Genomic DNA, 26,344 nt, shown 5'->3' on the forward strand with positions numbered 1-26,344 from the left:
CGATTCGCCGTGAAAGCGATTTATGGCAAAAATAAATGCATATAGCCACTGTCGGTGTTCAGAGGGCTGGCGTCTTTCCTGTTGAGATTGATTTTTATTTGGCTGATTTCAGCAAGGGGAGCGTTATGCAGCATCTGATCAGGCACACTGCCTTGAGCCTGGCACTTGCCACGGCCAGTGCCGTGGGTATGAGCCTGCCGGCAAAGGCGTCGCAGCAGCAGAAGAGCGACAGCCGGACCTACGCTATCGAGGCCGGTCAACTTGACCAGGTATTGACGCGCTTTGCCGAGCAGTCCGGGTTGCGGTTGATGGTTGTCAGCGAATTGGTGGCCGGTCAGCAGTCGGACGGGTTGAGGGGGAACTACCCGGTGCAGCAGGGGCTTGATCGGTTGTTGCTGAACAGCGGCTTGGTCGCCCGATTGAGTGATGATGTGATTTTGATTGAGAAGGCACCGGTACAGGGTGGGGCGTTGGAGTTGGGGGCTACCACCATTCAGGGGCAGGGGATGGGGGAGATGACGGAGAATTCGGGGTCCTATACCACGGGGTTGACCAGTATCGGTTCGAAGACTCCGACCCGGTTACGGCAGACGCCGCAGTCGGTGTCGGTGGTGACAGCGCAGGCGATTCAGGATAGCAGGGGGGTGGACCTGACCGACGCGTTGAAGCTGACGCCTGGGATTACCTTGAAAAAAACCAGTGTTCGCACCACTGATTTTTACTCTCGCGGCTTCATGATCCAGAACATCCAGATTGACGGCGCCGCGCCCATGGCCTTGGGTAATTCGGCGGGAAGTTTTTACTCCAACAAAAATTACGACCTGGTGGAGTTCGACCACGTAGAGGTGCTGCGCGGAGCGTCAGGGTTGTTCGGCGGCACGGGGGATCCGGGGGGTATGATCAACCTGGTGCGCAAGCGTCCATTGGATGCCTACCAGTTGAAGATCGACACTTCGGCAGGCTCCTGGGACAACTATCGTACCCAGTTCGACGTAACCGGGCCTATGGGCTTTGACGGTAAGTTGCGTGGCAGGTTGGTGGCGGCCTACAGCAACAATGGATCTTTCCAGGATCATATAAGCGACGAGAAACCAACGGTGTATGGGGTGCTGGAAGCTGACATTCAGCCAGATACCCGGGTGACTTTTGGCGGCCGCTCCGAGCGAATCCATGTGAATGGCTCCGGCATTGGTTTACCGCGGTACATCACCGGCGATGACCTGGGTTTATCCAGGCGTACGAGTCTTACACAGGGTTGGGCCTATCAGGACGGCCGGTCACAAGAGCTGTTTGCCAAGATCGACCATGAGTTCAACAACGATTGGAAAGTAAACGCGACCTACACCAGGACTCTGGAGTCCGGGCTTTCGAAAAGCGCTTTTGCCAGCAATGGACTCAATCCGATCACGTTCAAAGGTACTCATTGGGGCGGTAATACCACTGCGTATCGCAGCGAACAGGGATCGGCAGATATCAACCTTGCCGGGAAGTTTGATGCGTTCGGTTTACGGCATGAATTTTTGCTCGGTATGGATCATCAGAGAATCACCAGTCGGTGGCGCGGAACGGGACAAAGCGAAGGGGCAGGTGGTGACCTGAATGTGTTTGATCCAGACTCCACACCTTGGCCTCAGCCGGCAACCCGTAAGGACTTTTTCCGTGATTACAACCCCAATGACCAAGTTCAGTACGGGTTGTATTCAACCTTGCGTTTGCAACTCGCCGAACCTCTGCATCTGATTGTTGGTGCCCGTGTCCAACGTGTTAAGTACAACCAGACCTATATGGCTGATTGGGATGGGAGCGGGTTTAAGCCGGAATCCGACGTGTCGTCCCGTGAGCCTACCAAGCTCACACCCTATGGCGGTCTGGTCTACGACCTGAATGATGAGTGGTCGACTTACGCAAGCTATTCCGAGCAGTACAGGCCTCAGCAGTTGAAATTACAGGGCCCCGCACCAGGTTCGCCACTTGAGGCAATGAAAGGCCGCGCCTATGAAGCTGGGTTGAAGAGCGAACTGCTTGGCGGGGCGGTGAACACCAATTTCTCCATTTACTACACCGAGCGGGAAAACGAAGCGGTACGTGACTCCCGTTACCCATCGACCGATGTCCAGTTCGGCGGCAACTGCTGTTATCTAGCAGAAGGCAAAGTAGTCAGTAAAGGCCTCGACATTGAGGTGTCGGGTGAAGTGATGCCTGACTGGATGCTGATTGCCGGCTATACCTATAACAACAATCAAGACCGAACGAAAAATGCTGCATTCAGCGCTATCACCCCCAAGCATATGGTCAAGTTTTGGTCCACTTACCGCCTGCCAGGTGCTTTCAATGATGTGAAGCTGGGAGGCGGGGTCAATCTGCAAAGCGCCACTTACGTCAGCGGATCTGCTGGTGTCCTGGATAAAATGGGGAATCCGGTCAAGGATGCCGATGATAAAGACCTATCCATTCCCTTTGATTACAAGCAGTCAGGCTATGCAGTCTGGAACGCGATGGCCGAGTATCGCCTGGACGAGAACTGGACGCTGGCCTACAACCTCAATAACGTATTCGACAAAACCTATTACACGGCTGTGGGGTCTTCCTACTCCGGTAACTGGTACGGCGACCCTCGCAACCACATGTTGACCCTGCGCGGTACCTTCTGGTAAGCACGGCTTTAAATGAAAAGGGACATCGTGAGATGTCCTTTTTTTGTTTCTGTTACAAAGTGATTGAGAATCCGTCTAAATTATTTTTATCCCGAACGTTCATTAATGGCTCGATACCGATTCAAGTCAAAACCGTCCCTCTGCAACAGGGAGTGGAGTCCGGACGGTTTAACTATATTCAGGCCATTCCGCCCCAAGAGTGGAAGGCCTTCGACATTAATGACATATCTGGGGCTAAACCAAACAATGAAACGCGAGAGTAAAAGGTTCAGGCAAAAACTCTTCAATGCTCCCCTCTCTTCCTGCCGCAGTTGCGTGTCGATGGCGGTCCTGGGGTTGACTCTCAGTGTCTGCGGCGGGGCGTTTGCCCAACCCATACAGGTGAATGTACCAGCCCAGTCGCTGGACAAGGCGCTGACCGAACTGGGCAAGCAGACCGGCCTGCAAGTGCTTTTCGGGCCGGATATGGTCGCGGGCAAGAAGTCCACCGCCGTCAATGGCAGCCTCGAACCTGCAATTGCGCTTGAGGCGCTGCTCAAAGGTGCAGGCCTGAGTTTTCGGATTGAAAACAATACGGTTATCCTCAGCCCTGAAAGTGGCGCGAGCTCAGCCCTGGAGTTGGGCGCCACCACCATCCAGGGCCAGGGTATGGGACAGATGACGGAAAACTCCGGCTCCTATACCACCGGCCTGGTCAGTGCGGGTTCAAAAACCCCTACCAGCCTGAAGGACACGCCACAGTCCGTTTCTGTTATCACCCAACAACTTATTGAAGATCAGCGCATGGTTGACCTGTCCGATGCGATGAGACGCACGCCGGGCATTACCGTTAAAAGCGCCAACTACCGTCTGCCACAGTTCATCTCTCGTGGTTTTCGTATCGACAACATCCAGATTGATGGCGCCTCGCCGATGGACATCGGTTCTGGTATCGGTACCTTCTATGCCAACAAAACTTATGACTTGGCCGAGTTCGACCATATCGAAGTGTTGAAAGGGGCGTCCGGCTTGTTCGGAGGCACCGGTGACCCGGGCGGTATCATCAACGCCGTGCGTAAACGTCCGCTGGATTACTTCCAACTCAAGTTCAACACTTCGGCAGGGTCCTGGGATAACTACCGTACTGAAGTCGACGTGACGGGGCCGATGGCCTTTGACGGCAAGCTGCGCGGGCGCGTAGTAGTAGCCAATACCGACCGTCAGTACTTCATGGATAACCGCAGCACCCAGACGCCCTTTATCTATGGCGTGCTGGAGGCCGACGTGAGTGACACGGCCCGGATTACCGTCGGGGGGCGCTACGAAAAAATTCATGAAAATGGGACTGGTGACGGTTTGCCGCGTTATAGCACGGGGCAGGACTTGAAGCTCAAGCGCAGCACTTGGTACTCGCCGAACTGGGCCTACAGCGATAACAGCTCCCAGGAAGTCTTCGCCAAGTACGATCAGGAGTTAGCTGACGACTGGAAGCTCAACGTCTCCTTGACCAGCACCTTCGATAAATCCGAAACGAAGGGTGCGTTTCTTTATGGCTCTCCTGACCCGGTAACCCTTGAGGGCGCTACCTGGGGCGGCAGCTACATTAAAAGTCGCAGTGAGCAGACACTGTTCGATGCCAACGTGTCTGGAAAATTCACCGCATTTGATCGCGAGCATGAACTACTGATTGGTGCCGACGCCCAAAAAGTGACCAGCCGTTGGCGCTCGACGAAGGGCATGACCGCGTTCTACCCCATTGATATCTACAACCCGGACGCAACGCCTCTGCCTGCTGACAGTATTGGCAATAGGCTTGTACGTGATTACAGCCCCAATACCCGCAAGCAGTATGGTTTGTACTCCACCTTGCGTTTACAACTGACTGATCCGCTCAAGCTGATCATTGGTGCCAGGGCCCAGCGTTATAAGTTTGAACAGGTCTACACAACTGATGATGACGCGAAGGGTGTGTGGAAAGTTGAATCCGACACTGATCGTCGTGAGCCGACCAAGGTGGTGCCCTTTGGTGGCCTGGTGTACGCCCTTGATGACGAATGGTCTGTATACGCCAGTTATTCGGAAATCTTCAAGCCCCAGGCGCAGCAACTGGAAGGTCCAAGCAGTTCCGGCAAGGGGCTGGAACCCATGGTTGGCAAGACTTATGAGACCGGTATCAAAGGGGAACTGTATGACGGGACGCTGAATGTGTCGGCCGCAGTGTTCTACACCAAGCGGGAGAAAGAGGCGATCCAAGATCCCCGATATACACGTGAGTCAGTCCTGTATGGCGGCAGTTGCTGCTTCCTTGCCCAAGGCGAGATCATCAGCAAAGGTATCGAACTTGAAGCCAGTGGTGAGATTACGCCAGGATGGATGGTGATGGGGGGGTACACCCTAAACATCATAGACAATGGCACTAAAGACACTTTCCTCACCACGGTTACGCCCAAGCACCTGGCAAAGCTATGGACTGTCTACACGCTGCCAGATCGACTATCTGACTGGAAAATTGGCGGGGGTGTCAATGTGCAGAGTGCCAGCTATGCCAGTGGGACGGCCTATCGGGTTAGAAAGAACCCGACGGAAAATTACTACGATGTCTACGATGAACGGCCTTTTGATATGGTTCAGGGCGGCTACGCCGTATGGGATGCCATGGTTGAATACAAGGTCGATGAAAACTGGACTGTTGCCCTTAGCGGCAAAAACTTGTTTGATCGCAAGTACTTCGAAACGCTGAGAACTTCTGAGTACGGCAACTACTACGGTGAACCGCGTAACTACATGCTGACGGTGCGTGGCACGTTCTAGAGCTTCGTGATGCACAAAAAACCACCTCGATATGAGGTGGTTTTTTTTTGCACCGCTTATATCTGGATCAATGCAGGGCTAACCAACTGTCCACGGCGCTGTAAATATTTACGATATCCCCAGTAATTCCTGACATGCGCAGGAAATCATGGGTCAGGCCGTTCTGGGTGAGCAAGGTCACGCTGGTTCCGGTGTTCTTTAGCAGATCGGCGTATTCCAGGCCCTCGTCATAAAGCGGGTCATATTCGGCCAGGCTTATATAGGCCGGTGCCAAGGCGGTCAGTCCCTGGGTCAGCAATGGCGAGGTACGCCAGTCGCCACGTTGCTCAGCGTCAGGCGTGTAGTGTCGATAAAACCATTGCAGTGTCTTGCTCTCCAGTAGGAAACCTTCGGCATACCGCTGGTGGGAAGGGCGAGTACGCTGGGTATCAGCGATCGGGTAGAACAGCAACTGAGCCTGAGGTTTAAGCACCATCTCCTCAGGGTGTTGCACGGCACTGATAGCCAGAACAGTCGCCAGGGTTGCGCCTGCGCTGTCACCGGCGAGCGTCACTTTGAGCGGGTCCAGTTGAAGCACGGCACCCTCACGGGCGAGCCAATTCGCACTGTCCACGGCATCATTCACAGCCGCGGGAAATGGATGCTCGGGCGCCAGGCGATACGCCGGTGCCAGCACCGCATGGCGCCCGCTGGCGGCCAGGCGCCGGCAGATCGAGTCGTGGGAGTCGAGACTGCCGAGGACATAACCGCCGCCATGGAAATACAGGATCACCGGCAGCACGCTTTGCTCTGTACCGATCTTGCGGTAGAGACGGGCAGCCAGTAGCTGACCGTCGCGAGTGGGGACCTGTAATGCGCTGACATTGATCGCGCCGGGTGGGCTCGGGTCGAGAATCTGCGACGTCAGGTCGAACTCGGCTCGTGCGGCTTGTGGTGTGAGTTGGTGCATCGGCTGGCTTTTGCCGCTTAGGCGGCCCATCTCGGCCAGTTCCAGAAAACCTTCGAGGTCAGGGTCCAGAGGCATTGCGTGTTCCTTATCAGGTGGTTGCCCAACAAAAATGCCCCAGGCCACAGGCCTGGGGTGATGGCAGGATTAACGGGTGACCGCTTCGCGCTGCGGTAATTGCTGGAGCAGGCTGTGCAGAAGCTGGCTGTTGTTAAGCATCTGGTAATGCCCGGCGACGATTCGCTCGTCCAGAATGCTGCCCGCCACCGGATTGGTGAAGTCCGGTGAATTGGCGTCGCAGGCCCACCAGCAGCAGGCAGACGCTCGTGTCTGCGGCAGTGTTTTCAGATCCAGGGACAGGCCCTTGAGTTTCATCGCGACCATGAACGTATGGGCTAGCTCTTCGACACTGATGTTGCTGAACGCTGAAGTGCCGGCGACTTGTTGGCGGATATCCGTGATCGACCGTTCCAGCATCGCTTGGGGGCTGTCGGCTGGGAGTTCCACTACCGGTAGGTGCTCGCAGGCTTGAGCGAAGATCACGGCAAGGAAACCGCGCAAGTCATCGCCCCAATCCAGATCGCGAGCAGCGGGTACGGTGGACGGGATAAAGCTGTCTACCAATCCCAGGAACTCTACTTCCTGGCCCTGCTTTTCCAGTTCCTGAGCGACCAGTACTGCGAGGGTGCCCCCCAACGACCAACCAACTAGTTGATAAGGTCCCTGGGCCTGTTTCTGGCGAATGTACTGGGCATAGTCGATAGCCATGGACGCCAGAGATTCGTCCTGCCAGTCGCGGTCGAGCAGCATGCGACATTGCAGGCCATAGACGCTGCGCTGGCCTTCCAGGCGACGTGCGAGGGTGTCGTAGTCGAACACCGTGCCAAAGCCGGCATGCAGGCAGAACAGCGGCGGCACATGGGGCACGCGGCTATTGAGCAACAGCAAAGGGTCCAGGTCGGTGGCAGGGGCGAAGCCCGACAGTTCGGCAATGGTCGGTTTGCCGATCATGTCCCGCAGTTTCAGTTCCAACCCCAGCTCAGGCTGGTTACGGACCTTGGACAGCACTTTGAGGATGCGCAGCGAATCGCCGCCCAACTCGAAGAAATTGTCGGTCACACCCACGCTTTCCAGCTCCAAAACCTGTTGCCAAATGATTGCCAGGGCTTGTTCCACAGCATTGCGAGGGGCTACGAATTCACGGCCCTTGAAGTCGGGATCAGGTAGTGCCTTGCGGTCGATCTTACCGTTGGGATTAAGCGGCAATGCGGCCAGGCGAATGATCTGCGTGGGCACCATATAGTCAGGCAAGTCAGCCTGGAGCAAGGCGCGCAAGCGTTCTCCTGGCGCATCATCAGTTGGGGTGACGACATAGCCGATCAGCTGTTTGCTGACGCCCGCCTCACGAGCGACCACCACTGCATCCTGTACCCCCGGAATATCTCGCAACCTGGATTCGATTTCACCAAGCTCTATGCGGAATCCGCGAATCTTTACCTGGTTATCCAGGCGTCCCAGGTAATCGATTACGCCATTGGGACGTTGGCGTACCAGATCGCCCGTGCGGTACAGGCGCGAGCCGTTGGCGGCAAATGGGTCGAGCACAAACCGTTCGGCCGTCAGCCCCGGACGCTGATGATAACCCCGAGCCACACCTTCACCGCCAATGTACAACTCGCCGGCCACACCCTCGGGTAACGGGTTGAGGTGTTCGTCGAGAACATACAGCGTGCGCTCGCCAACCCGCGTACCAATCGGTGCGTATACTGCGCCGCAGGTTTCACTGACGGGGACTTTCCACAGCAGTGGCGTGACCACGGTTTCGGTCGGGCCGTAGCCATTGGTCAAATAAACAGGTTTGAGTGTGTGCTTGACCAGCTCAAAGTTGGCCTCGGCCACCGCATCCCCACCAAAGCAGTAAATGCGCACAGCAGGCGGTGCCTTGCCGCAGTCTCGGGCGTACTCTGCCAACTGTTGCAGATAAGCCGGTGGGAAGCAGGCGATGCTGATCCGGTGGGCATGCAAGGCGTGCCAGGTTTCCTCGGGGGTCCACAGGCGGTTCTCGCGCACCACCAACTGGCCTCCGTGGGCCAAGGTACTCAGCCAGCGCTCTTGGGCCCCATCGAAAGCAAACGACATGAACAACAGTTCGCGGGTGCTGTTGTCCATTTCATAGCGCTGGCCGATCGCCTGGCAGTGCATGCGGATCTGCCCGTGGCTGACCGCCACGCCCTTGGGTTTGCCCGTGGAGCCGGAGGTGTAAATCAGGTAGGCGAGGTTGTCCGCATCCATCAGCGATTGCGGGTGGCGATCGGACAGAGCAGTCAGGGGCAGAGTGTCCAGTTCGATCAGTGCAGGCGCCCATGGCTGGCTGAAACGCTCGCGCAACGAGCCCTGGGTGAGCAGTACTGCCATCGCCGAGTCTTCGACGATCCACTTCACTCGGTCTTGCGGGTAGTCAATATCCAGCGGGACGTAAGCGCCGCCCGTCTTCATCACGGCGTAGAAGGCGACGACCACATCCACTGAGCGTTCCAGGGCGACACCAACGAAGATCTCTGGCCCAACGCCCTGTGCGATCAGGTAGTGGGCCAGGCGGTTGGCGCGCTGCTCCAGTTGGCCATAGGTCAGTTGCTCCTGGTCACAGATCACTGCCACGGCATCCGCGTTGGTCACGGCATGGTTGCGGATCTGTGTCACGAGCAAGGGCAGGTCATAAACCTCGGCTACCAGTTCGTTATCCTGCTGCAAGGCCCGTTGCTCACCGGCATTGAGCGTGGATAGGCTACCGAGGGTGGCTTTCGGATTTTCGAGCATGGCCAGCAGCAGAGTTTCGAAGCTACGGCGCAGTTGCGCGGTGGCCTCGGCGGTGAAACAGTTGCGCAGGTACATGAACTCAACGGTGAGGCGATCGCCCAGGTTAACCGCAAGGTCCATGGCGAAGTTGGTAACACCCTGAGTCCTGGTTTCACCGAATTTGAGGTGATCCTGCTCGGCTTCTTGCAGGCGCTCATCCACCGGGTAGTTCTCGAACACGATGATGCTGTCGAACAGCGCTTGGCCGCCTTGTCCCGACCAGCGTTGTACGTCGGCCAGCGATGCATGTTCGTGATCGCGTACTTCCAGGTTGTAGGTTTGCAGTTTTCGCAACCAATCGGTCACGGTCTGCTGTGGCTGTGGGGTCTGAATGATCGGCAAGGTGTTGATAAACAATCCCAGCATTTCATCGGATGCCTCAAGGCTCAGTGGCCGTCCTGCGACGGTACTGCCAAAGCACACGCTGTCCTGTCCCGTATAGCGCTGCAACAGCAGTAGCCAGGTTGCTTGGATAAATGTGTTGGGTGTGACGCGCAACCGTTGCGCCTGATCTATTAGGTGTTGGGTTTGTTGCGCGTCCCAGTTGAGGTAAAGCGCCTCATGCCCGTCGCAACCAGGATCAGGTCGTGGCGATAGGCTATTGGCGAGAACGGTTGGCCCGTTCAGCCCTTGCAGCTTCTGTTTCCAGAAAGTTTCCAGGGAGGACTGTGACTGGGTTTTCAACCAGGCGATGTAGTCTCGGTACTTACCACGTTTTGGCTCGGGAGTCTTGCCGTTGTACACCTCGAACACTTCGGCGAGCAGCCGTGAGCTGCTCCAGCCATCTAGTAAAATATGATGGTGGGTCCAGATCAGGTAGAGCTGTTCGGCCGGCAGTTTGATCAGGGTCAGGCGCATCAATGGTGCCGCCAGTAGGTCGAAGCCTTCGCGGTTATCTGCTTCGATCAGATCTTGCAGGTCGTTTGCGCAGGACTCACGGTTCTGCCAATCAAGAATACGCAGGGGGAGGTCAGTTTTTTTGAACACCATTTGCAGCGGTTCAGCCAGGTGGCTGGCGGTCCAGAAACCCGTACGCAGGATTTCATGGCGTTCGACGGCAGTATTCCAGGCGTCGGTAAACCGCGCGATGTCCAGGCCGCTGACGGGTACTGCGGTTTGGTTGATGTAAGCTGCGGCCTCGGACGCCTCAAGGGTGTGGAACATCATCCCTTGTTGCATGGGGGACAAGGGATAGAGGTCTTCAATCTGCTGAATAGGGAGGCTCAGTGTGTCCAGTTGCGCCTGGCTCAAGCCAGCCAACGGAAAGTCAGAGGGTGTTGCACCTTGATGGTTGGTATCGCAGCAGTAGGCGACCAACTGCTCAAGTGCTTGTAGGTAGTTATTGGAGAGCTTCTGGATGACCTCGGCAGGGATTACTTCCTGGCTGAAGATCCAGGCCATGCTCAGCTGGCCGTCATCGATCTGGCTATGAATGGTTAGTCGGTTGCACAGCGCTGGATTGCTGTTTTTCTCTACGCCATATTTTTCTCTCACCGGGACAAACAGGGCACCTGCGGCGCTGTCGGTTTGATCTCGGTAGTTGAAGGCGATGCGCGGCATTGGTAGCGCGTCCAGGCTTGCCTGGACCTGTGTGTCACCCAGGTAGCGCAAGACACCAAACCCAATGCCTTTATCGGGAATGGCCCGCAGTTGTTCCTTGACCTGCTTGATCGCTTCGCCCCAGTCCTTATGGGCGGTCAACTTGACCGGGTACAGGCTGGTGAACCGGCCCACGGTGCGGGTCAGGTCGATATCATCGAACAGGGCTTCGCGGCCATGGCTTTCCAGTTGGACCAAAACGTTTTCGCACGAGGTCCATTGGCTGACTGTACGGGTCAGGGCAGTCAGGAGCAGATCGATAATTTGCGTGCGATAGGCCGCGGGCGCGACTTGCATCAGTTGCTGGGTCAGGGTTTTGCTGAGCTTGATATCGACAGTCGTCGCTTGGCCGTGCCGTTGGCAGCCCTCAGGGTTGGCCTGGGGCAGGTCGTGGCTTGAAGCGTCCAGTTGCTGGACCCAGTACGCCAGTTCTTGTTGCAGGGCGTCGCTGCGACCGTAGTCTTGCAACTTCTCGCCCCAGGTTTTGTAGGCGCTGGTTTTCTCCGGCAAGGCCAGCGCCTGACCCATTTGCAGTTGGTGGTAGGCCGTTTGCAAATCATCAAACAGGATGCCCCAAGACACGTCATCCGCCACCAAGTGATGGATCGCCAGCAACAGGCGCTGGCTGCCATCGTTCAGACTGACCAGCACTGCCCGCAACAGCGGTCCGTGTTGTAAGTTGAGGCTGCGCTGGGCTTCGTCGCCCAAGGATTGCAATTGCGTGACGCCATCAATGTACGTTTGCCACAGCACCGACGTAGTCGCCGGACGGTATTCAGCGCTCCAGCCAGAGTCAGTTTGAGTGAAACTCAGACGCAGTGCATCGTGGTGTTGGATCAGGGCGTTGAGGGCCTGCTCCAGCAGTTGCGGCTCCAGGGCCATGGCAGGCTTGAGCAGCACTGATCGGTTCCAGTGATTGCGCTCGGGGATGTTAGTGTCTAAGAACAGTTGCTGGATCGGCAACAGCGGGGCGCTGCCGATGACTGGGCCTTGATCGATCACGAGGCCCTGGCCGTGGGTTTTCGCCACATTGGCCAAGCCCTGGATGGTCTGGTGCTGGAACAGGTCCTTGGGGGTGAAGTGGATGCCGGCCTGACGGGCGCGACTCACTACCTGGATCGAGATGATCGAGTCGCCGCCCAGTTCGAAGAAGTTGTCGGTGACACCGACTTTTTCCAGTTTGAGCACTGTTTGCCAGATACCTACAATGGTGGTCTCCAGTGCTCCCTTGGGGGCAACATAGGTTTTTTGCACTTGGCTGGCATCGGGTTTTGGCAGTGCCTTACGTTCAAGCTTTCCGTTCGGGCTCAAGGGTAATTGGTCGAGAAACAACCAGTACACCGGGACCATATAGTCCGGCAGGTGTTCCTTGAGACGGATCTTGAGTCTGTCGCGCAAGTGTGTAGTGTCGATGTCTTTACGCGGTACGACGTACCCGACCAACTGCAAGCCAGTGGCAGTATCGACTGCCAGTACGGCCACCTCGTGTACTTCGTCTTGCTCCAGCAACCGCGCTTCGATCTCACCCAGTTCGATGCGCAAACCGCGAATTTTCACTTGATGGTCAATGCGCCCGACGTATTCGATGACCCCGTCAGGACGTTGGCGCGCCAGGTCGCCGGTGCGGTACAGGCGTTCACCTTGAGCGTAGGGGCTGGCAACGAAGCGCTCTGCGGTCAGGGCTGGGCGCTGGTGATAACCGCGGGCCAGGCCTTCGCCGCCTAGGTACAGCTCGCCGATCACCCCGGTTGGTACAGGTGCCAGGTCTGAATTGAGGACCCAGGTGGTCAGGTTAGCGATAGGCTGGCCGATTGGCACGCTGCTGCGGCTTTCCTCGCGACAGGTCCAGTGGGTCACATCAATGGCGGCTTCAGTTGGGCCGTAGAGGTTGTAGAGCGCTGCGTTTGGCAACTTGGCAAATACTTGTTGCTGGGCATCGGCCGACAGTGCTTCACCGCTGCACACGATGCGCTTTAAGCCATTGCAGCGGGATACTTGCTCATCGGCGAGGAACACCTGGAGCATCGACGGTACGAAGTGCAGGGTAGTTATATCGTGCTGGTTGATCAGTTCGACCAAGCGGGCTGGATCGCGATGGTCTCCAGGACCGGCAATCGCCAGGCGTGCACCGGTCATCAACGGCCAGAAAAACTCCCAGACTGAGACGTCAAAGCTGAACGGGGTTTTTTGCAGCACCGTGTCGGCTGTCGTGAGGTTGTAGGCCTGCTGCATCCAGCACAAACGGTTGACCAGTGCGCAATGCCGGTTGGCTGCACCTTTTGGCTTGCCGGTAGAGCCGGAGGTGTAAATCACGTAGGCCAGGTTTTCCGGATCCAAAGTAATACCGGGGTTGCTGCTGGGCCAGGCGCTGATAACTGGCTCGTCCAGACACAGCGTTTCCACACCGGCGGGAACCGGCAGCTTGTCGAGTAACGTCTGTTGGCTAAGCAACAAGGTGATGCCACTGTCCTGCATCATGTACGCAAGCCGATCACTCGGGTATTCAGGGTCTAGCGGAACATAGGCGCCGCCAGCCTTGAGGATGGCCAGCAGGCCGATCACCATATCCAGGCTGCGTTCGATGGCAATACCCACCAGTACATCGTGGCCGACGCCGCGTTCAATCAGGCGATGGGCCAATGAGTTGGCTTTCTGATTGAGTTGGTTATAGGTCAACTGGCTCTCACCAAAAATGAGCGCTACGGCGTCAGGGGTGCTTTCTACTTGCTGCTCGATCCACTGGTGGGTGCAACGCTCAAGCGGATACGTGATAGTGGTGTCGTTCCAGTCGTACAGGATCTGCTGTTGTTGTGCGTTGCTGAGTAACGACAAACTGGCAATTGCTTGCTGTGGTGCTGCGATGCAGCGATCGAGCAGGTTTAGCCAGTGTTGTCCGAGGCGTTCAATGGTGCTGGCTTCAAACAGGTCGGTGGCGTAGTTCAGAGTTGCTGACAAACCCTGCGTTGATTCGAAGGTGCTGAAAGTCAGGTCAAACTGTGCGGTGCGACTGCCCCATCTGATGCCCTCGACGTCCAGCGAGGATGCAGGCGCAAGTTGTACTGTTGTGGAGTCCTGATGCTCTTTAAGATGGTTATACATCACCTGGAATAATGGGCTGATGCTCAGGTTCCGTTCCGGCTGCAAGGCCTCGACCAGTTGTTCGAAAGGCAGGTCCTGATGCGCCTGGGCATCCAGTGCCGTTTGCTTGACCTGGGCCAGTAGTTCGCTGAAAGACAGCGATTCATCGAAGCGCGCCCTGAGTACTTGAGTATTGACGAAAAAACCCAGCAAGCGCTCGGTTTCAACCCGGTTACGGTTGGCCACGGGTACGCCCACCCGAATGTCGGACTGGCGGCTGTAATGGTGCAACAGCGCCTGGAACGAGGCGAGCAGCAACATAAACAGAGTCACATTGTGTTGCTGGGCAAGCTGCTTGAGGTTGTGTTCCAGGGAGGCTGGAACCGTGACTGCAATGTTCGCCCCTCGATAGCTCTGGACAGCTGGCCGTGGGTGATCGGTGGGTAACTCCAATACGGGTTGTTCACCACCCAATTGGGCTTGCCAATAAGCCAGTTGGCGTTCGCTTTCACCGGCTTCCATCCAATGACGTTGCCAGATGGCATAGTCGGCGTACTGGATTGTCAGCTCTGGCAAGACGTTTGGTTGGCCTTGCTGATAATCCGAGTACAGTGCAACCAGTTCGTCGACCATCACCTGCATCGACCAGTCATCCGAGACGATGTGGTGCTGGGTCAGCACCAGTACATGGTCATCCTGGCCCAGCTGTAGCAATGCTACACGCAGCAGTGGGCCTTGTTGCAAATCAAATGGCTGGTAAGCCTGGGCTTGGATAAATGCCTTGATTCCTGCGTCGTCGAGCCCCGAAACGCTGCTTTGCTGGATCTGCATCGGCATGTCGAGGTGAATAATTTGCAATGGTCGATCTTCGCCATGTGCAAACGTGGTGCGCAGCGTCTGGTGACGGGCGATTAAGGCGTTGAAGCTTTGCTCCAGCGCCACGACGTCCAGTTTACCCTTGAGTCGCAGGGCAGTTGGAATGTTGTAGGCTGCGCTGTCGGGGTCTAGTTGCCAGAGCACCCACTGCCGTTCTTGAGCGAAAGAAAGTGGGATGGATTCGAAGGCTGACTGCACTTCAGGGATTGGCAGGTTGGTGGGTGAAACCCCTTCAGCCAGCATTTTTTCCAGGTACAGCTTGCGCTTTTCCAGGGGCAGGGTGATGAAACGCCGGGCAATACGGGCGGCGACAGTCTTATCCATCAGAACTCCTCCATTTCATCGAGCAGGGCTTCAAGTTTGTCGAGTTTCTGCGCGGTGACAGGTCCTGCCTGCTGCTCAAGCTGGGCGGTAAACGCGCCCAGAGTCGGGTGTTGGAACATCAACTGCGGCGTCAACTGCATACCCAGCTCAAGTTGTAGGCGCGAGACCACGCTCACGACCAGTAGTGAGTGCCCACCCAGTTCAAAGAAATGGTCCTCCAGGCCGATAGGCTCGACTTTCAATACGTCTTGCCAAATCGCTGCGACCTGCTGTTGCAAAGGACTACAGGGCGCTACATAGGTTTTTTGCGCCAGACTGGCATCCGGCGCCGGCAACACCTTGCGATCGAGCTTGCCATTGGGGGTCAGCGGCAGGCTGGCGAGGAAGACCCAATGGATGGGCACCATGTACTCCGGCAGGTCGCCCTTGAGCTGACGCTTGCACGCCTCACGCAGCGCCTGTTCATCGCTGACCGCTTGCACGGCAACCACGTACGCCACCAACTGCGAATGGCCAGCGACGTCCCGCACCACCACGGCGGCTTCGCGCACTTGCGGTTGCTCCAACAGCCGCGCCTCGATTTCCCCCAGTTCGATCCGCAATCCACGGATTTTTACCTGGTGATCCACCCGACCGATGTACTCGATCACCCCGTCCGCGCGGTAGCGCGCCAGGTCGCCGGTGCGGTACAGGCGCGTACCGGGCGCACCAAATGGGTCAGGCAGGAAGCGTTCGGCGGTGAGTGCCGGGCGCTGGAAATAACCCCGCGCCAGGCCATCGCCGCCAATCAACAATTCACCCGTCACCCCGACCGGCACCGGCGCCAGGTTATCGTCGAGGATATACAGGCTGGTATTGGCAATCGGCCCGCCCAGCCACGGCTGAGGCTGGGTTGGCGTGAGCGGGTACTGCGCCGACCAGATGGTGGTCTCGGTCGGCCCGTAGAGGTTCCACACCTGGGGCGAAAGCGCCAAAAGGCGGGTCGCCAGTTCCAGGGGCAGCGCCTCACCGCCGCACAGCAGTTTGCAGCCCTTGAGCTCATCGGCCTGCGGGTGATCGAGCAGCATGCGCCAGGTCGAGGGCGTGGCCTGCAACACGCTGATGCGCTGCTGTTTGACCAGGGCAAGCAAGGCTTGCGGGTCGAGGTTGATGTCCTGTCCGGTCAGCACCAGGGTTGCGCCAGCCAACAGTGGCCCATAGATTTCCAGGCCGAAAATATCGAACGAAAAGGTGGTCAGCGACAGCAGCCGGTCATTGGCATCCAGGCCCGGCTGGCGGGCCATGCTGCACACAAAGTTGGTCAGGGCGCCATGGCGCACCATCACGCCTTTGGGCTTGCCGGTGGAGCCGGAGGTGTAGATCACGTAGGCCAGGTGTTCGGCCGTGGTGCGCGGCAGCGGGTTTTCGCAGCTGTAGCCATCGAGCCACGCATCCGGTTGGTCCAGGGCCAGGGCACTGACCCCGGCCGGGATCGGCAAGCGCGCCAGCAACGGTGCCTGGGTCAGCAGCAGTGCCAGGCCGCTGTCTTGCATCATGTAGGCCAGGCGTTCCTCGGGGTACGCCGGGTCCAGCGGCACATAGGCGCCACCGGCCTTGAGAATCGCCAGCAGCCCGACCACCAGGTCAACGCTGCGTCGCACCGCAATTCCCACCAGTACATCCGGGCCGACACCGGCCGCGATCAGGCGATGGGCCAGGCGGTTGGCCTGCTGGTTGAGTCGGGCAAAGGTCAATGACTGGGTGTGGAAGACCAACGCCACGGCATCCGGGGTGCGGGCGGCCTGGGCTTCGATCAGGTGGTGGATGGCGCTGTCGCGAGGGTAGTCGGCAGTGCTGGCGTTCCAACCTCGTAGGATCTGCTGTCTTTCCATATCACTGAGCAGCGACATACTGTTGATTGGCTGCTGTGGCGCTGCAATGCAGTGTTCCAGCAAGTTCAGCCAATGTTTCCCAAAGCGCTCAATGGTGCTGGCGTCAAACAGGTCGGTGGCATAGTTCAGCGTTGCAGACAGACCCTGTGCTGATTCAAAGGTGTTGAGGGTCAGGTCGAATTGAGCGGTATGGTGTTCTCTGCTCAGACTCTCGACGTGCAAGGCGGAAGGTGATGACGGCTGGCCGGCTGAGGCGCCCTGGTGTTCGCTGAGGTGGTTGAACATCACCTGGAACAAAGGGTTGAGGCTCAGGTTACGTTCCGGCTGCAGGGCTTCGACCAGTTGCTCGAAGGGCAGGTCCTGGTGGGCTTGGGCTTGCAGCGCAGTTTGCTTGACCTGTGCCAACAGTTCGCTGAAGGACAGCGGTTCATCGAAGCGTGCCCTGAGCACTTGGGTGTTAACAAAAAAGCCCAGCAAACGCTCGGTTTCTACCCGGTTGCGATTGGCCACAGGCACGCCGACACGAATGTCGGCCTGACGGCTGTAATGGTGCAAAAGTGCCTGGAACGAGGCGAGCAGCAGCATGAACAGTGTCACATTGCTCTGCTGGGCAAGCTGCTTGAGTTTTTGTGCCAGCGCCGGGGGAACCGTGACCGTGATGTTCGCCCCACGATAGCTCTGCACGGCAAGTCGCGAACGATCTGTGGGCAACTCCAGGACCGGCTGTTCGCCGCCCAGTTGGCCCTTCCAGTAAGCCAGCTGGCGTTCACTTTCCCCTGCCTCCATCCAGCGGCGCTGCCAGATCGAATAATCGGTGTATTGAATCGGCAGTGCTTGCAGCTCGACGGATAGGCCCTGGGAATAGCCACCATACAGTTGAACCAGTTCCTGGACCATCATGTGCATTGACCAGTCATCGGAGACAATATGATGCTGGACCAGCAGCAGGACATGATCCTCTTCAGAAATGCGTAGTAACTTCACCCGCAGTAACTGATCACGGCGCAGGTCGAAGGGTTGACGGCTCTGCTGTTCAACGAAGTCCTTGATAAAACTATCTGTGGCGCCGTTCTTGCTAATGACGTCGAGGAACAGGCCGCTCAGGGGGGCGATCACCTGCATCACGCCTTGAGGTTCTTCGACAAATCGGGTGCGCAAGCTTTGGTGGCGTTCGATCAGGGTATCGAAGCTGCGTTGCAATGCATCGACGTCCAGTGGTCCCCGCAACCGCAGTGCGGTTGGCAGGTTATAGGCGGCGCTGGCAGGATCGAGCAACCACAGAAACCACTGGCGCTCCTGGGCAAACGACAAGGGTATTTGCGCAAAGAAATGCCGGATTTGTGGGATCGGCAAGCGCGACAAGCTCATGCCCTTGGCGCTCATTTGCTCATAGAGGGTTTTGCGCTGGGTAACTGGCAACTTGATAAAGCGGTCTATCAAGTCATTCAGGGCGTTGGCTTGCATTTATTGGGTCTCCAGCACATCGAGCAGATCAAACAGATCATTCAATGAGTCATCAGGGGCTTGTTCGCCAGCGGGCTCGATACGGGATGCATAGTCTTGCAGCGAGGCACTTTCGAAAATCGTGGCCAGTGGTACCTCAATACCCAGGTGCAGGTGCACGCGGGACGTCACCTGCGTGGCCAGCAGCGAATTGCCACCAAGGGCGAAGAAGTTGTCATCCAGGCCAATACGCTGGGTTTTCAGCACTGCTCGCCAGATATCGGCAATGTCGCTCTGCAACCCGCTTTGCGGTTCACGGTGTTCCTGGGCTTCGCTTTGCATGTCTACGCAGGCCAGAGCCTTGCGGTCGAGCTTGCCGTTGGGGTTGCGTGGCATCTGCTCCAGCACATGCACCTGGGCAGGAATCATGTAGGCCGGCAGGCGGGCCTTGAGGAAGGCCCGCAGCGCATCGATGCCTGAGTGAGTGTCACTTTCTTCCAGGGTCAGATAGGCAATCAACTGCTTGCCCAGCGGGTTCTCGCCGACCAGTACGGCCGCTTCGCGAACCCTGGGGAACAGCGCGATTTGCGCCTCGATCTCGCCCAGCTCTATACGGAATCCGTGGATTTTTACCTGCTGGTCCACACGCCCCAGGTACTCCAGGGCGCCGTCTTCCTTGCGTCGGCGCGCCAGGTCACCGCTCTTGTACAACCGCTCGCCCGGTATCAGGGCAAAGGGGTTGGGCACAAAGCTGGCGGCGGTGCGCGCCGGGTCACCACAGTAGCCGCGCCCTACGCCGACGCCGGCAATGCAGATTTCACCCGTTGCCCCGGTGGGGATCGGCGACAGGTCGTCGTCCAGCACATACAGACGATTATTATCGGTTGGGTAACCGATCGGGATGTAGGTGCGTTGAGTCGAGGCCGGGTCGATGTTGTAGAACGCCACATCATCAGAACACTCAGCCGGCCCGTAGGCGTTGACCAGCTTGATGGCCGGGTAGCGTGCCAGCCAGTCGGCGGCAGTTTCTGCCGGCAGCGCTTCGCCCGTTGGTAGTAGCCAGCGCAGGTCGGGAAGGTCGCTGTGTTGTTCGATTAGCAGCGCCTGGATCAGCGCCGGGACAATTTCCAGCACGGTAATACGTTGTTCTTCAACGTGCTTGAGCAGAGCCTGAGGGTTCTTCGAAATGTCGTCGGCAAAAATACATACCTTGGCGCCGCACAGCAGTGCGGTGAGGAACTGCCAGACAGAAATATCGAACGACTGGGAAGCGGTCTGCGCGATGATGTCCTGCTCGGTCAGTTGCAGGTAAGGCACTTTGCTCAACTGATTGTTGAGCATGCCGGCCTGTTCCACCATGACCCCCTTGGGCTGCCCGGTGGAGCCTGAAGTGAAAATCACATAAGCCAGGTTGTTCGGGCCGCTGTAGCGTCCTGGACGTTGCCGGTTGGCCAAATCAGGCGGCAGATCTTCCCAGACCAGCAGGCCCACGCTATGTTCGGGGGCGCTGATGGCCAGTTCGCCAAGCAGCATCTGGGCCTGCTCGCGGTACTTGGCCGTGCAGACCAATAGTGGCGTCTTGCTAAGGCGCAGGACGCTCTTGATCCGTTCGCCAGGATGGCTTGGGTCCAACGGAAGATATCCTGCGCCGGCCTTGAAGGTGCCGACAATCATTGCCAGCAGCTCCAGGTCGCGGTCGGCCAGCAGGGCCACGGGTTGGTCCAGGCCCACGCCGCGCTCGATCAAGCGATGGCCGAGGATGTTCGCCTCATGGTCGAGTTGCTCGTAGGTCCAGGCACGGTCCTGGCAAACCGCTGCCACGCGTTGCGGGCTGGCATCGACGTGCTGTTCGAACTGCTCGACAAATGAGCGCTGCAGATCGTGGGGCACCTGCGATTGATTGTGTTCAAGGGCCCACTCACTTAGACGTTCCGGAGCCACCAGAGTGATCTGGGCCAACGGTTGGTGCAGGTGATGACGCAGGGCGATCAGCCATTGCTTGAACTCTTCGAGCAAGCTGTCCATGGTCGACTGCTCGAAAAAGCGGGTGTCGTATGACAGATGCAGGCCAACCTTGTCGCTCGGGTAGACCACCACGGTCACCGGATAATTAGTGTGGGTCCGCGAAGAGTCGGAGATTACGCCCATGTCCTGAGCGTCCTGGCCGACGGAGTCTTCCATCGGCGCGTTTTCGTAGACGAAGAGGCTGTTGAACAGCGGCTGGCCTTTGAGGATCTGGCTACACTCCTGAATGTTGACCAGGGGCAGATAGTCATATTCACGCAGTGACACGTTCTTGTGCAGGATGGTTTGCAGCCAGGCGAGGGTGCTGAGTTGACTGTCCGGGGTGGGGATAGCGACCCGCAACGGTACGCTGTTGATAAACAGCCCTACGGTATTTTGCATCTCGGGAATATGCGCTGGGCGACCGGAAACCGTTACACCGAACACTACGTCCCGCGAGCGACTGTGGTTATGCAGGGTCAAGGCCCAGGCAGCCTGGACGAAGGTGTTGAGCGTGAGGTGGTGGCGCGTCGCGGCCTCTTGCAGTGCGGTGCTGTCTTGCTGGCTGAGCCAGGTGTAGTTGTCGCCAATCACCGACACCGAGTGCGCAGGCACTTGCGGATGATCCACCGGGAGTGACGTGGTGTGCTCCAGGCCTTCCAGTTGATCTTGCCAGAACGTCGTGGCGGCGGTGCGATCCTGTTGTTGCAACCACTGGATAAAGTCGCGGAAGCGGTAGGGCGTGGCGAGCTCACAGGGTTTACCCGCCAACATGGCGTGGTAGATCTCGAAGAAGTCCGACATCAGCAACGAGCGGCACCAGGCATCTAGCAGGATATGGTGGTTGCTCATGACAAACCGGTGGGAGTGGTCGGCCAGCAGGATCAGCTTGAAGCGGATCGGAGGCTGCAAGGCTAGATCGAAGCCGGCTTCCCGCTCTACCTTGAGCAAGTGTTCGATCTGTGCTTGTACCCGGTCCATCGGCACATGGCTCAAGTCCAGCCGTTCGACCTGCACGTTGCTGTTTTTGTGGATGACTTGCAGCAGCGTGCCGCCGGTATTCCACAGGAATGACGCCCGAATCGCTTCATAGCGTTTTACCACCTGCTGCCAGGCCGCCTCGAAGCGCGGATAGTCCAGCGTTTCCTTGATGGTGTAGCACTCTTGCATGAAGTAAATGCCGGAGTTTTTTTCCAGTAACGTGTGCACCAGCAAGCCTTCCTGCATCGGCGACAACGGGTAAATGTCTTCGATCTGCTGGACCGGGATGCTCAGTGTGTCCAGTTGTGCCTGGCTCAACCCAGCCAATGGGAAGTCAGAGGGTGTTGCACCTTGGTGATCGGTATCGCAGCAATAGCCGATCAGTTGCTCGAGCGCATGCAGGCAGTTGTTGGCGAGGTTCTGGATGACTTCAACAGGGAAGACGTCGTCGCTGAACGTCCAGCTCATGCTCAACTGGCTGCCATAGACCTGGCTATTGATGGTCAGCCAGTTGCCCAAAGGCGTTTCGCTGCTTTTTTCGGCACCACGCTCCTCGCCAGTAGGCACAAACAGCGCGCCTTCGGCACTGTCGAAGCTACCGTCGAACTGGCCCAGGTAGTTGAAGGTAATACGTGGCACGGGCAATGCGCTCAGGCGTTCCCGAGTCTGAGCGTCACCCAGATAGCGTAGAACGCCAAATCCAATGCCTTTGTCAGGAATGGCCCGCAGTTGTTCCTTGACCTGTTTGATTGCTTCGCCCAAATCCGGATGGGCGCTCAACTTGACCGGGTACAGGCTGGTGAACCAGCCGATGGTGCGGGTTAGGTCAATGTCATCGAACAGGGGTTCGCGGCCATGGCTTTCCAGTTGGATCAGCACGTTGTCGCGCGTGGTCCATTGGCTGACTGCACGGGTTAGGGCCGTCAGCAGCAGATCATTGATTTGTGTGCGATAGGCCGCGGGCGCGACTTGCAACAGTTGTTGGGTCAGGGTTTTGCTCAACAGGATATCGACAGTCGTTGACCGGCTATGCTGCTGGCTGCCGTCAGGATTGGATTGCGGCAGGTCGTGGCTGGCGGCGTCCAGTTGCTGTTCCCAGTACATCAGTTCCTGTTGCAACTCGGCACTCTGCCCATAGCCCCGCAACCTTTCGCCCCATGTCTTATACGCACTGGTCTTCTCCGGCAATTCAATCGCCTGGCCCGCCTGCACTTGCCGGTACACGGTTTGCAAATCATCAAACAAAATCCGCCACGACACGCCATCCACCACCAAGTGATGAATCGCCAGCAGCAAGCGCTGGCTACCGTCACCCAGGCTGACCAGCACCGCGCGCAGCAGCGGCCCGTCTTGCAGGTTGAGGCTGCGTTGGGCTTCGTCGCCCAAAGATTGCAGTTGCGTTGCGTCGTCAATCCGGGTCTGCCACAACACCGACGTCGTGGCCGGGCGGTATTCGGCGTTCCAGCCAGAATCAGCCTGAGTGAAGCTCAGGCGCAGGGCGTCGTGGTGTTGGATGAGGGCGTTGAGGGCCTGTTCCAGCAGGTGCGGGTCCAGGGCCGTGGCGGGCTTGAGCAGTACCGATTGATTCCAGTGGTGGCGCTCGGGGATCTCGGTATCGAAGAACAGGTGTTGGATCGGCAGCAGCGGTGCGGTGCCGGTGACCGGACCTTGATCGATCGCGAGGCCCTGGCCGTGGGTTTTCGCCACGCTGGCCAGGCCCTGGATGGTCTGGTGCTGGAACAGGTCCTTGGGGGTGAAGTGGATGCCGGCCTGGCGGGCGCGGCTGACCACCTGGATGGAGATGATCGAGTCGCCGCCCAGTTCGAAGAAGTTGTCGTTCAGGCCGATTTTTGCAAGTTTGAGCACGTCTTGCCAGATGGCTGCGATGCGTTGTTGCAGATCGTTTTGCGGGGCCACGTAGGCGTGCAGGGCCTGGCTCGCGTCGGGGGCGGGCAGGGCCTTGCGGTCGAGTTTGCCGTTGGGGGTCAGGGGCAGTTGCGCCAGGATCAGCAAATGACCTGGGACCATATAGTCCGGCAGCTGTTCGCCGAGCCAGGCTTTTAAGACCTCGCGCAAGGCGTCCTGGCGGTTAATGTCTGTTGCCGGTTCCGTCGGCACCACATAACCCACTAACTGCGCGCCGCCCGGGGTTGGGTGGGCGATGACCACGGCTTCGCGCACCGCCTTGTGTTGCAGCAGTTGCGCTTCAATCTCTCCCAGTTCGATACGCAGGCCGCGGATTTTTACCTGATGGTCGATGCGCCCGATGTAGTCGATGACCCCATCGGCACGGTAGCGCGTCAGGTCGCCGCTGCGATACAGGCGTGCGCCGTTGCCTGCAAACGGATCGGGAATAAAGCGTTCGGCGGTCAGCCCCGGGCGCTGGTGGTAGCCCTGTGCCAGGGAGTCGCCGCCGATCAGCAGTTCGGCGCTGGTGCCCACCGGGCACAGCTGCAGGTCGTGGTCGAGCAGGTAGGTACGCACGTTGGCGAGGGGGCGGCCGATAGGGGCGATGGCGCCTTCGGGCAGGCTGGCGACATCAAAGAAGGTGGTGTCGATAGTGGCTTCGGTTGGGCCATAAAGGTTGCACAGGCGGCCGTTCCAGCGTTCGCGCAATTGTGCGACCAGCGGAGTACCCAAGGCTTCGCCGCCCAGCAGCAGCAAGCGCAGGGATTGCATCTGCGCGCCCTGTTCGTCGACGAGCAAGGCTTGCAGCAGGGAAGGGGCCATTTGCAGCACGCTGATGCGCTGGGCGGCTACTTCCGACCACAGCACTGACAAATCGTCGGACAACTCGCGGGAGGCGAGGACCAACTGCGCACCGTGGAGCAAGGGCAACCAGAACTCCCACACCGAGGCGTCGAAGCTGAAGGCGGTTTTTTGCAAGACCCGGTCCGCAGCGTTCAGGCCCAATTCGCCCTGCATCCACAGCATATGATTGGTCAGAGCGCCGTGGCGCACCTGCACGCCCTTGGGCTGCCCGGTGGAACCGGAGGTGTAGATCATGTAGGCCAGGTTATCGGCGCTGACTGTTAGCTGCGGGTTGGCGCTGTCATAGCCTTCCAGCCAGTCGCTGTCCTGGTCCAGGCACAGGGACGGCAGGCTGTCCGAGGCGGGCAATGCCAGGCTGCTTTGGGTCAGCAGCAGGCCGATGCCGCTGTCGTTGATCATGTAGGCCAGGCGGTCAGCGGGGTAGGCCGGGTCCAGCGGTACATAGGCACCGCCTGCCTTGAGCACGGCCAGCAGGGCGATGACCATTTCCAGGCTGCGCTCAAGGCCCAGGCCCACGCAGACGTTGGGGCCAACGCCCAGCTCCAGCAGCTTGTGAGCCAGTTGGTTGGCGCGACGGTTGAGCTGATCCAGGGTCAATTGCTGCTCGCCGAGCACCACAGCGACGGCATGTGGCAGGCGTTCGGCTTGCTCCGCGACCAACACATGCACAGGGGCTGCGTTCGGGTAGTGGACGGCCGTGGTATTCCACTGCCCCAACTGCCGCTCACGCTCCTCATCACTGAGCATCGCAAGCTCGCCGATCAGTGCCTGCGGTTGCTCAACCATGGCTTGCAACAGGTTCTGCCAGTGCCCGGCCAGAGTGGCGATGGTCGCCGGGGTGAAGCACCCGGCGTCATAGTCGAAATGCGCGGTGATCTGCTGCTGGCTGTACTCCACGTCCAGCGACAGGTCGAACTTGGCCTGCAACGGGTGGCTGTCCATAAACGTCAGTTGCAACGGGCCCAGGTGCAGGGGCGCGTCCTGCGCGGCGCCGGCGCGCCAGTTGAACAGGGTCTGGAACAGCGGGTTGGCCTGGGGGCTGCGTTGCAGGTGGAGGTCTTCGAGGATCAGCTCGATGGGGTAGTCGGCATGTTCCAGGGCGGCCAGGGATTGCTGGCGCAGGGCCTGGAGGAACGCGCTGCACGATTGCTCGGGTGCCAGTCGCGCGCGATACACCTGGCTGCTGACGAAAAAACCCACCAGGTCCTGGATCTGTGCCTGGTTGCGTGTGGCGTTGGGCACGCCGACGGTGAAGTCGGTCTGGCCGCTGTAGCGTCCCAGCAGCAATTGCCAGGTGCCGAGCAGCACTACGAACGGGGTCAGGCCTTGTTGCTGGCAAAAGCTCTGGAGCTGCTCGTTCAAGTGTGCAGGCAGGGTGTGGGCATGATGGCCGGCACCTGCGTGGTTTTCCAGGCGCTCGCGAGGCAATGTCAGGGCCGGGATATCATTGCCAAGGATGGACTTCCAATACTGGGCGGCTGCGGCGTGTTGCGGCGTCAGCGGGTAGTCTTGGCGTTGCCACTGGGCGTAGTCGGCGTACTGGATGGACGGGCGCGGCAGGGCCCGGCCTGGTTGGCCAAGGGCGCTTGCCAGGTCGTGCATCAGGATCGGGTTGGACCAGGCGTCCGAGACGATGTGATGCATATTGAGCAGCAGCACATAATCCTGCGTGGCGCGCTTGAGCAGGGTGCTACGAATCAGCGGCGCCTGGCTCAGGTCGAAGGGCTGGGTGGCGTGCTGGCGGATGCGATCTTGCACTTGCTGTTCGCGCTGGACGCTGTCCAGGGCGCTCAGGTCCTCTTCGAGCAGGTTCAACTGTGCGCCCTGGTCGATGACTTGTAGGGGTGTGCCGTCGGTGTTGCGAAAGGCGGTACGCAGGATATCGTGGCGATTGATCACCTGGTTCAGGGCCGCTTCCAGGGCGCACGCGTCCACCGGTCCCTTGATGGCAATCGCCCGTGGCAGGTTATAGGCATGGCTTTGCGGATCGAACTGTTGCAGGAACCATAGACGCTGCTGGGCGAACGACAGCGGCACCGGATCACGCCCGGCGAGGCTCTGGATGGACTGCCCGGCGCCGGCTTCATCGGCCAGCAACAAGGCCAGCAGGTCGTCATCGGGAAGTTGGTTCAATTGGTTCATGATCGATC

5 protein-coding genes and 2 pseudogenes are annotated in these 26,344 nt (G+C 58.5%); 2 read left to right on the plus strand and 5 right to left on the minus strand.

The features are described from left to right. Positions 1-125: 125 nt before the first annotated feature. Complete coding sequence (locus HU773_RS10915) at positions 126-2,654, plus strand: TonB-dependent siderophore receptor (protein ID WP_186626273.1); 2,529 nt, start codon at positions 126-128, stop codon at positions 2,652-2,654. Positions 2,655-2,900: 246 nt separating this feature from the next. Then, positions 2,901-5,444, plus strand: a complete 2,544-nt coding sequence (locus HU773_RS10920) for a TonB-dependent siderophore receptor (RefSeq protein ID WP_120732497.1) — start codon at positions 2,901-2,903, stop codon at positions 5,442-5,444. Between the two features lie 67 nt (positions 5,445-5,511). On the opposite strand, the gene HU773_RS10925 is transcribed toward HU773_RS10920, so the two are convergent. From HU773_RS10925 to HU773_RS10940, 5 genes and pseudogenes are all read right to left on the minus strand, one after another. Continuing rightward, positions 5,512-6,468: an alpha/beta hydrolase gene (locus HU773_RS10925; RefSeq protein ID WP_120732499.1), complete on the minus strand. Its 957-nt coding sequence runs from the start codon at positions 6,466-6,468 to the stop codon at positions 5,512-5,514. A gap of 69 nt (positions 6,469-6,537) precedes the next feature. Continuing rightward, complete coding sequence (locus HU773_RS10930; protein WP_437181147.1) at positions 6,538-15,126, minus strand: non-ribosomal peptide synthetase; 8,589 nt, start codon at positions 15,124-15,126, stop codon at positions 6,538-6,540. Beyond that, complete coding sequence (locus HU773_RS10935) at positions 15,123-18,458, minus strand: non-ribosomal peptide synthetase (RefSeq protein WP_217883922.1); 3,336 nt, start codon at positions 18,456-18,458, stop codon at positions 15,123-15,125. Before HU773_RS10935 ends, HU773_RS10930 begins: the two co-directional genes overlap by 4 nt. Positions 18,459-18,533: 75 nt before the next feature. Next, positions 18,534-20,378: pseudogene (locus tag HU773_RS27785) on the minus strand (amino acid adenylation domain-containing protein); the annotation flags it as partial. After that, positions 20,379-26,336, minus strand: a pseudogene (locus tag HU773_RS10940) (amino acid adenylation domain-containing protein); the annotation flags it as partial. Positions 26,337-26,344 lie beyond the last annotated feature (8 nt).

It is taken from the genome of Pseudomonas shahriarae, assembly GCF_014268455.2.
GTDB lineage: Bacteria > Pseudomonadota > Gammaproteobacteria > Pseudomonadales > Pseudomonadaceae > Aquipseudomonas > Aquipseudomonas shahriarae.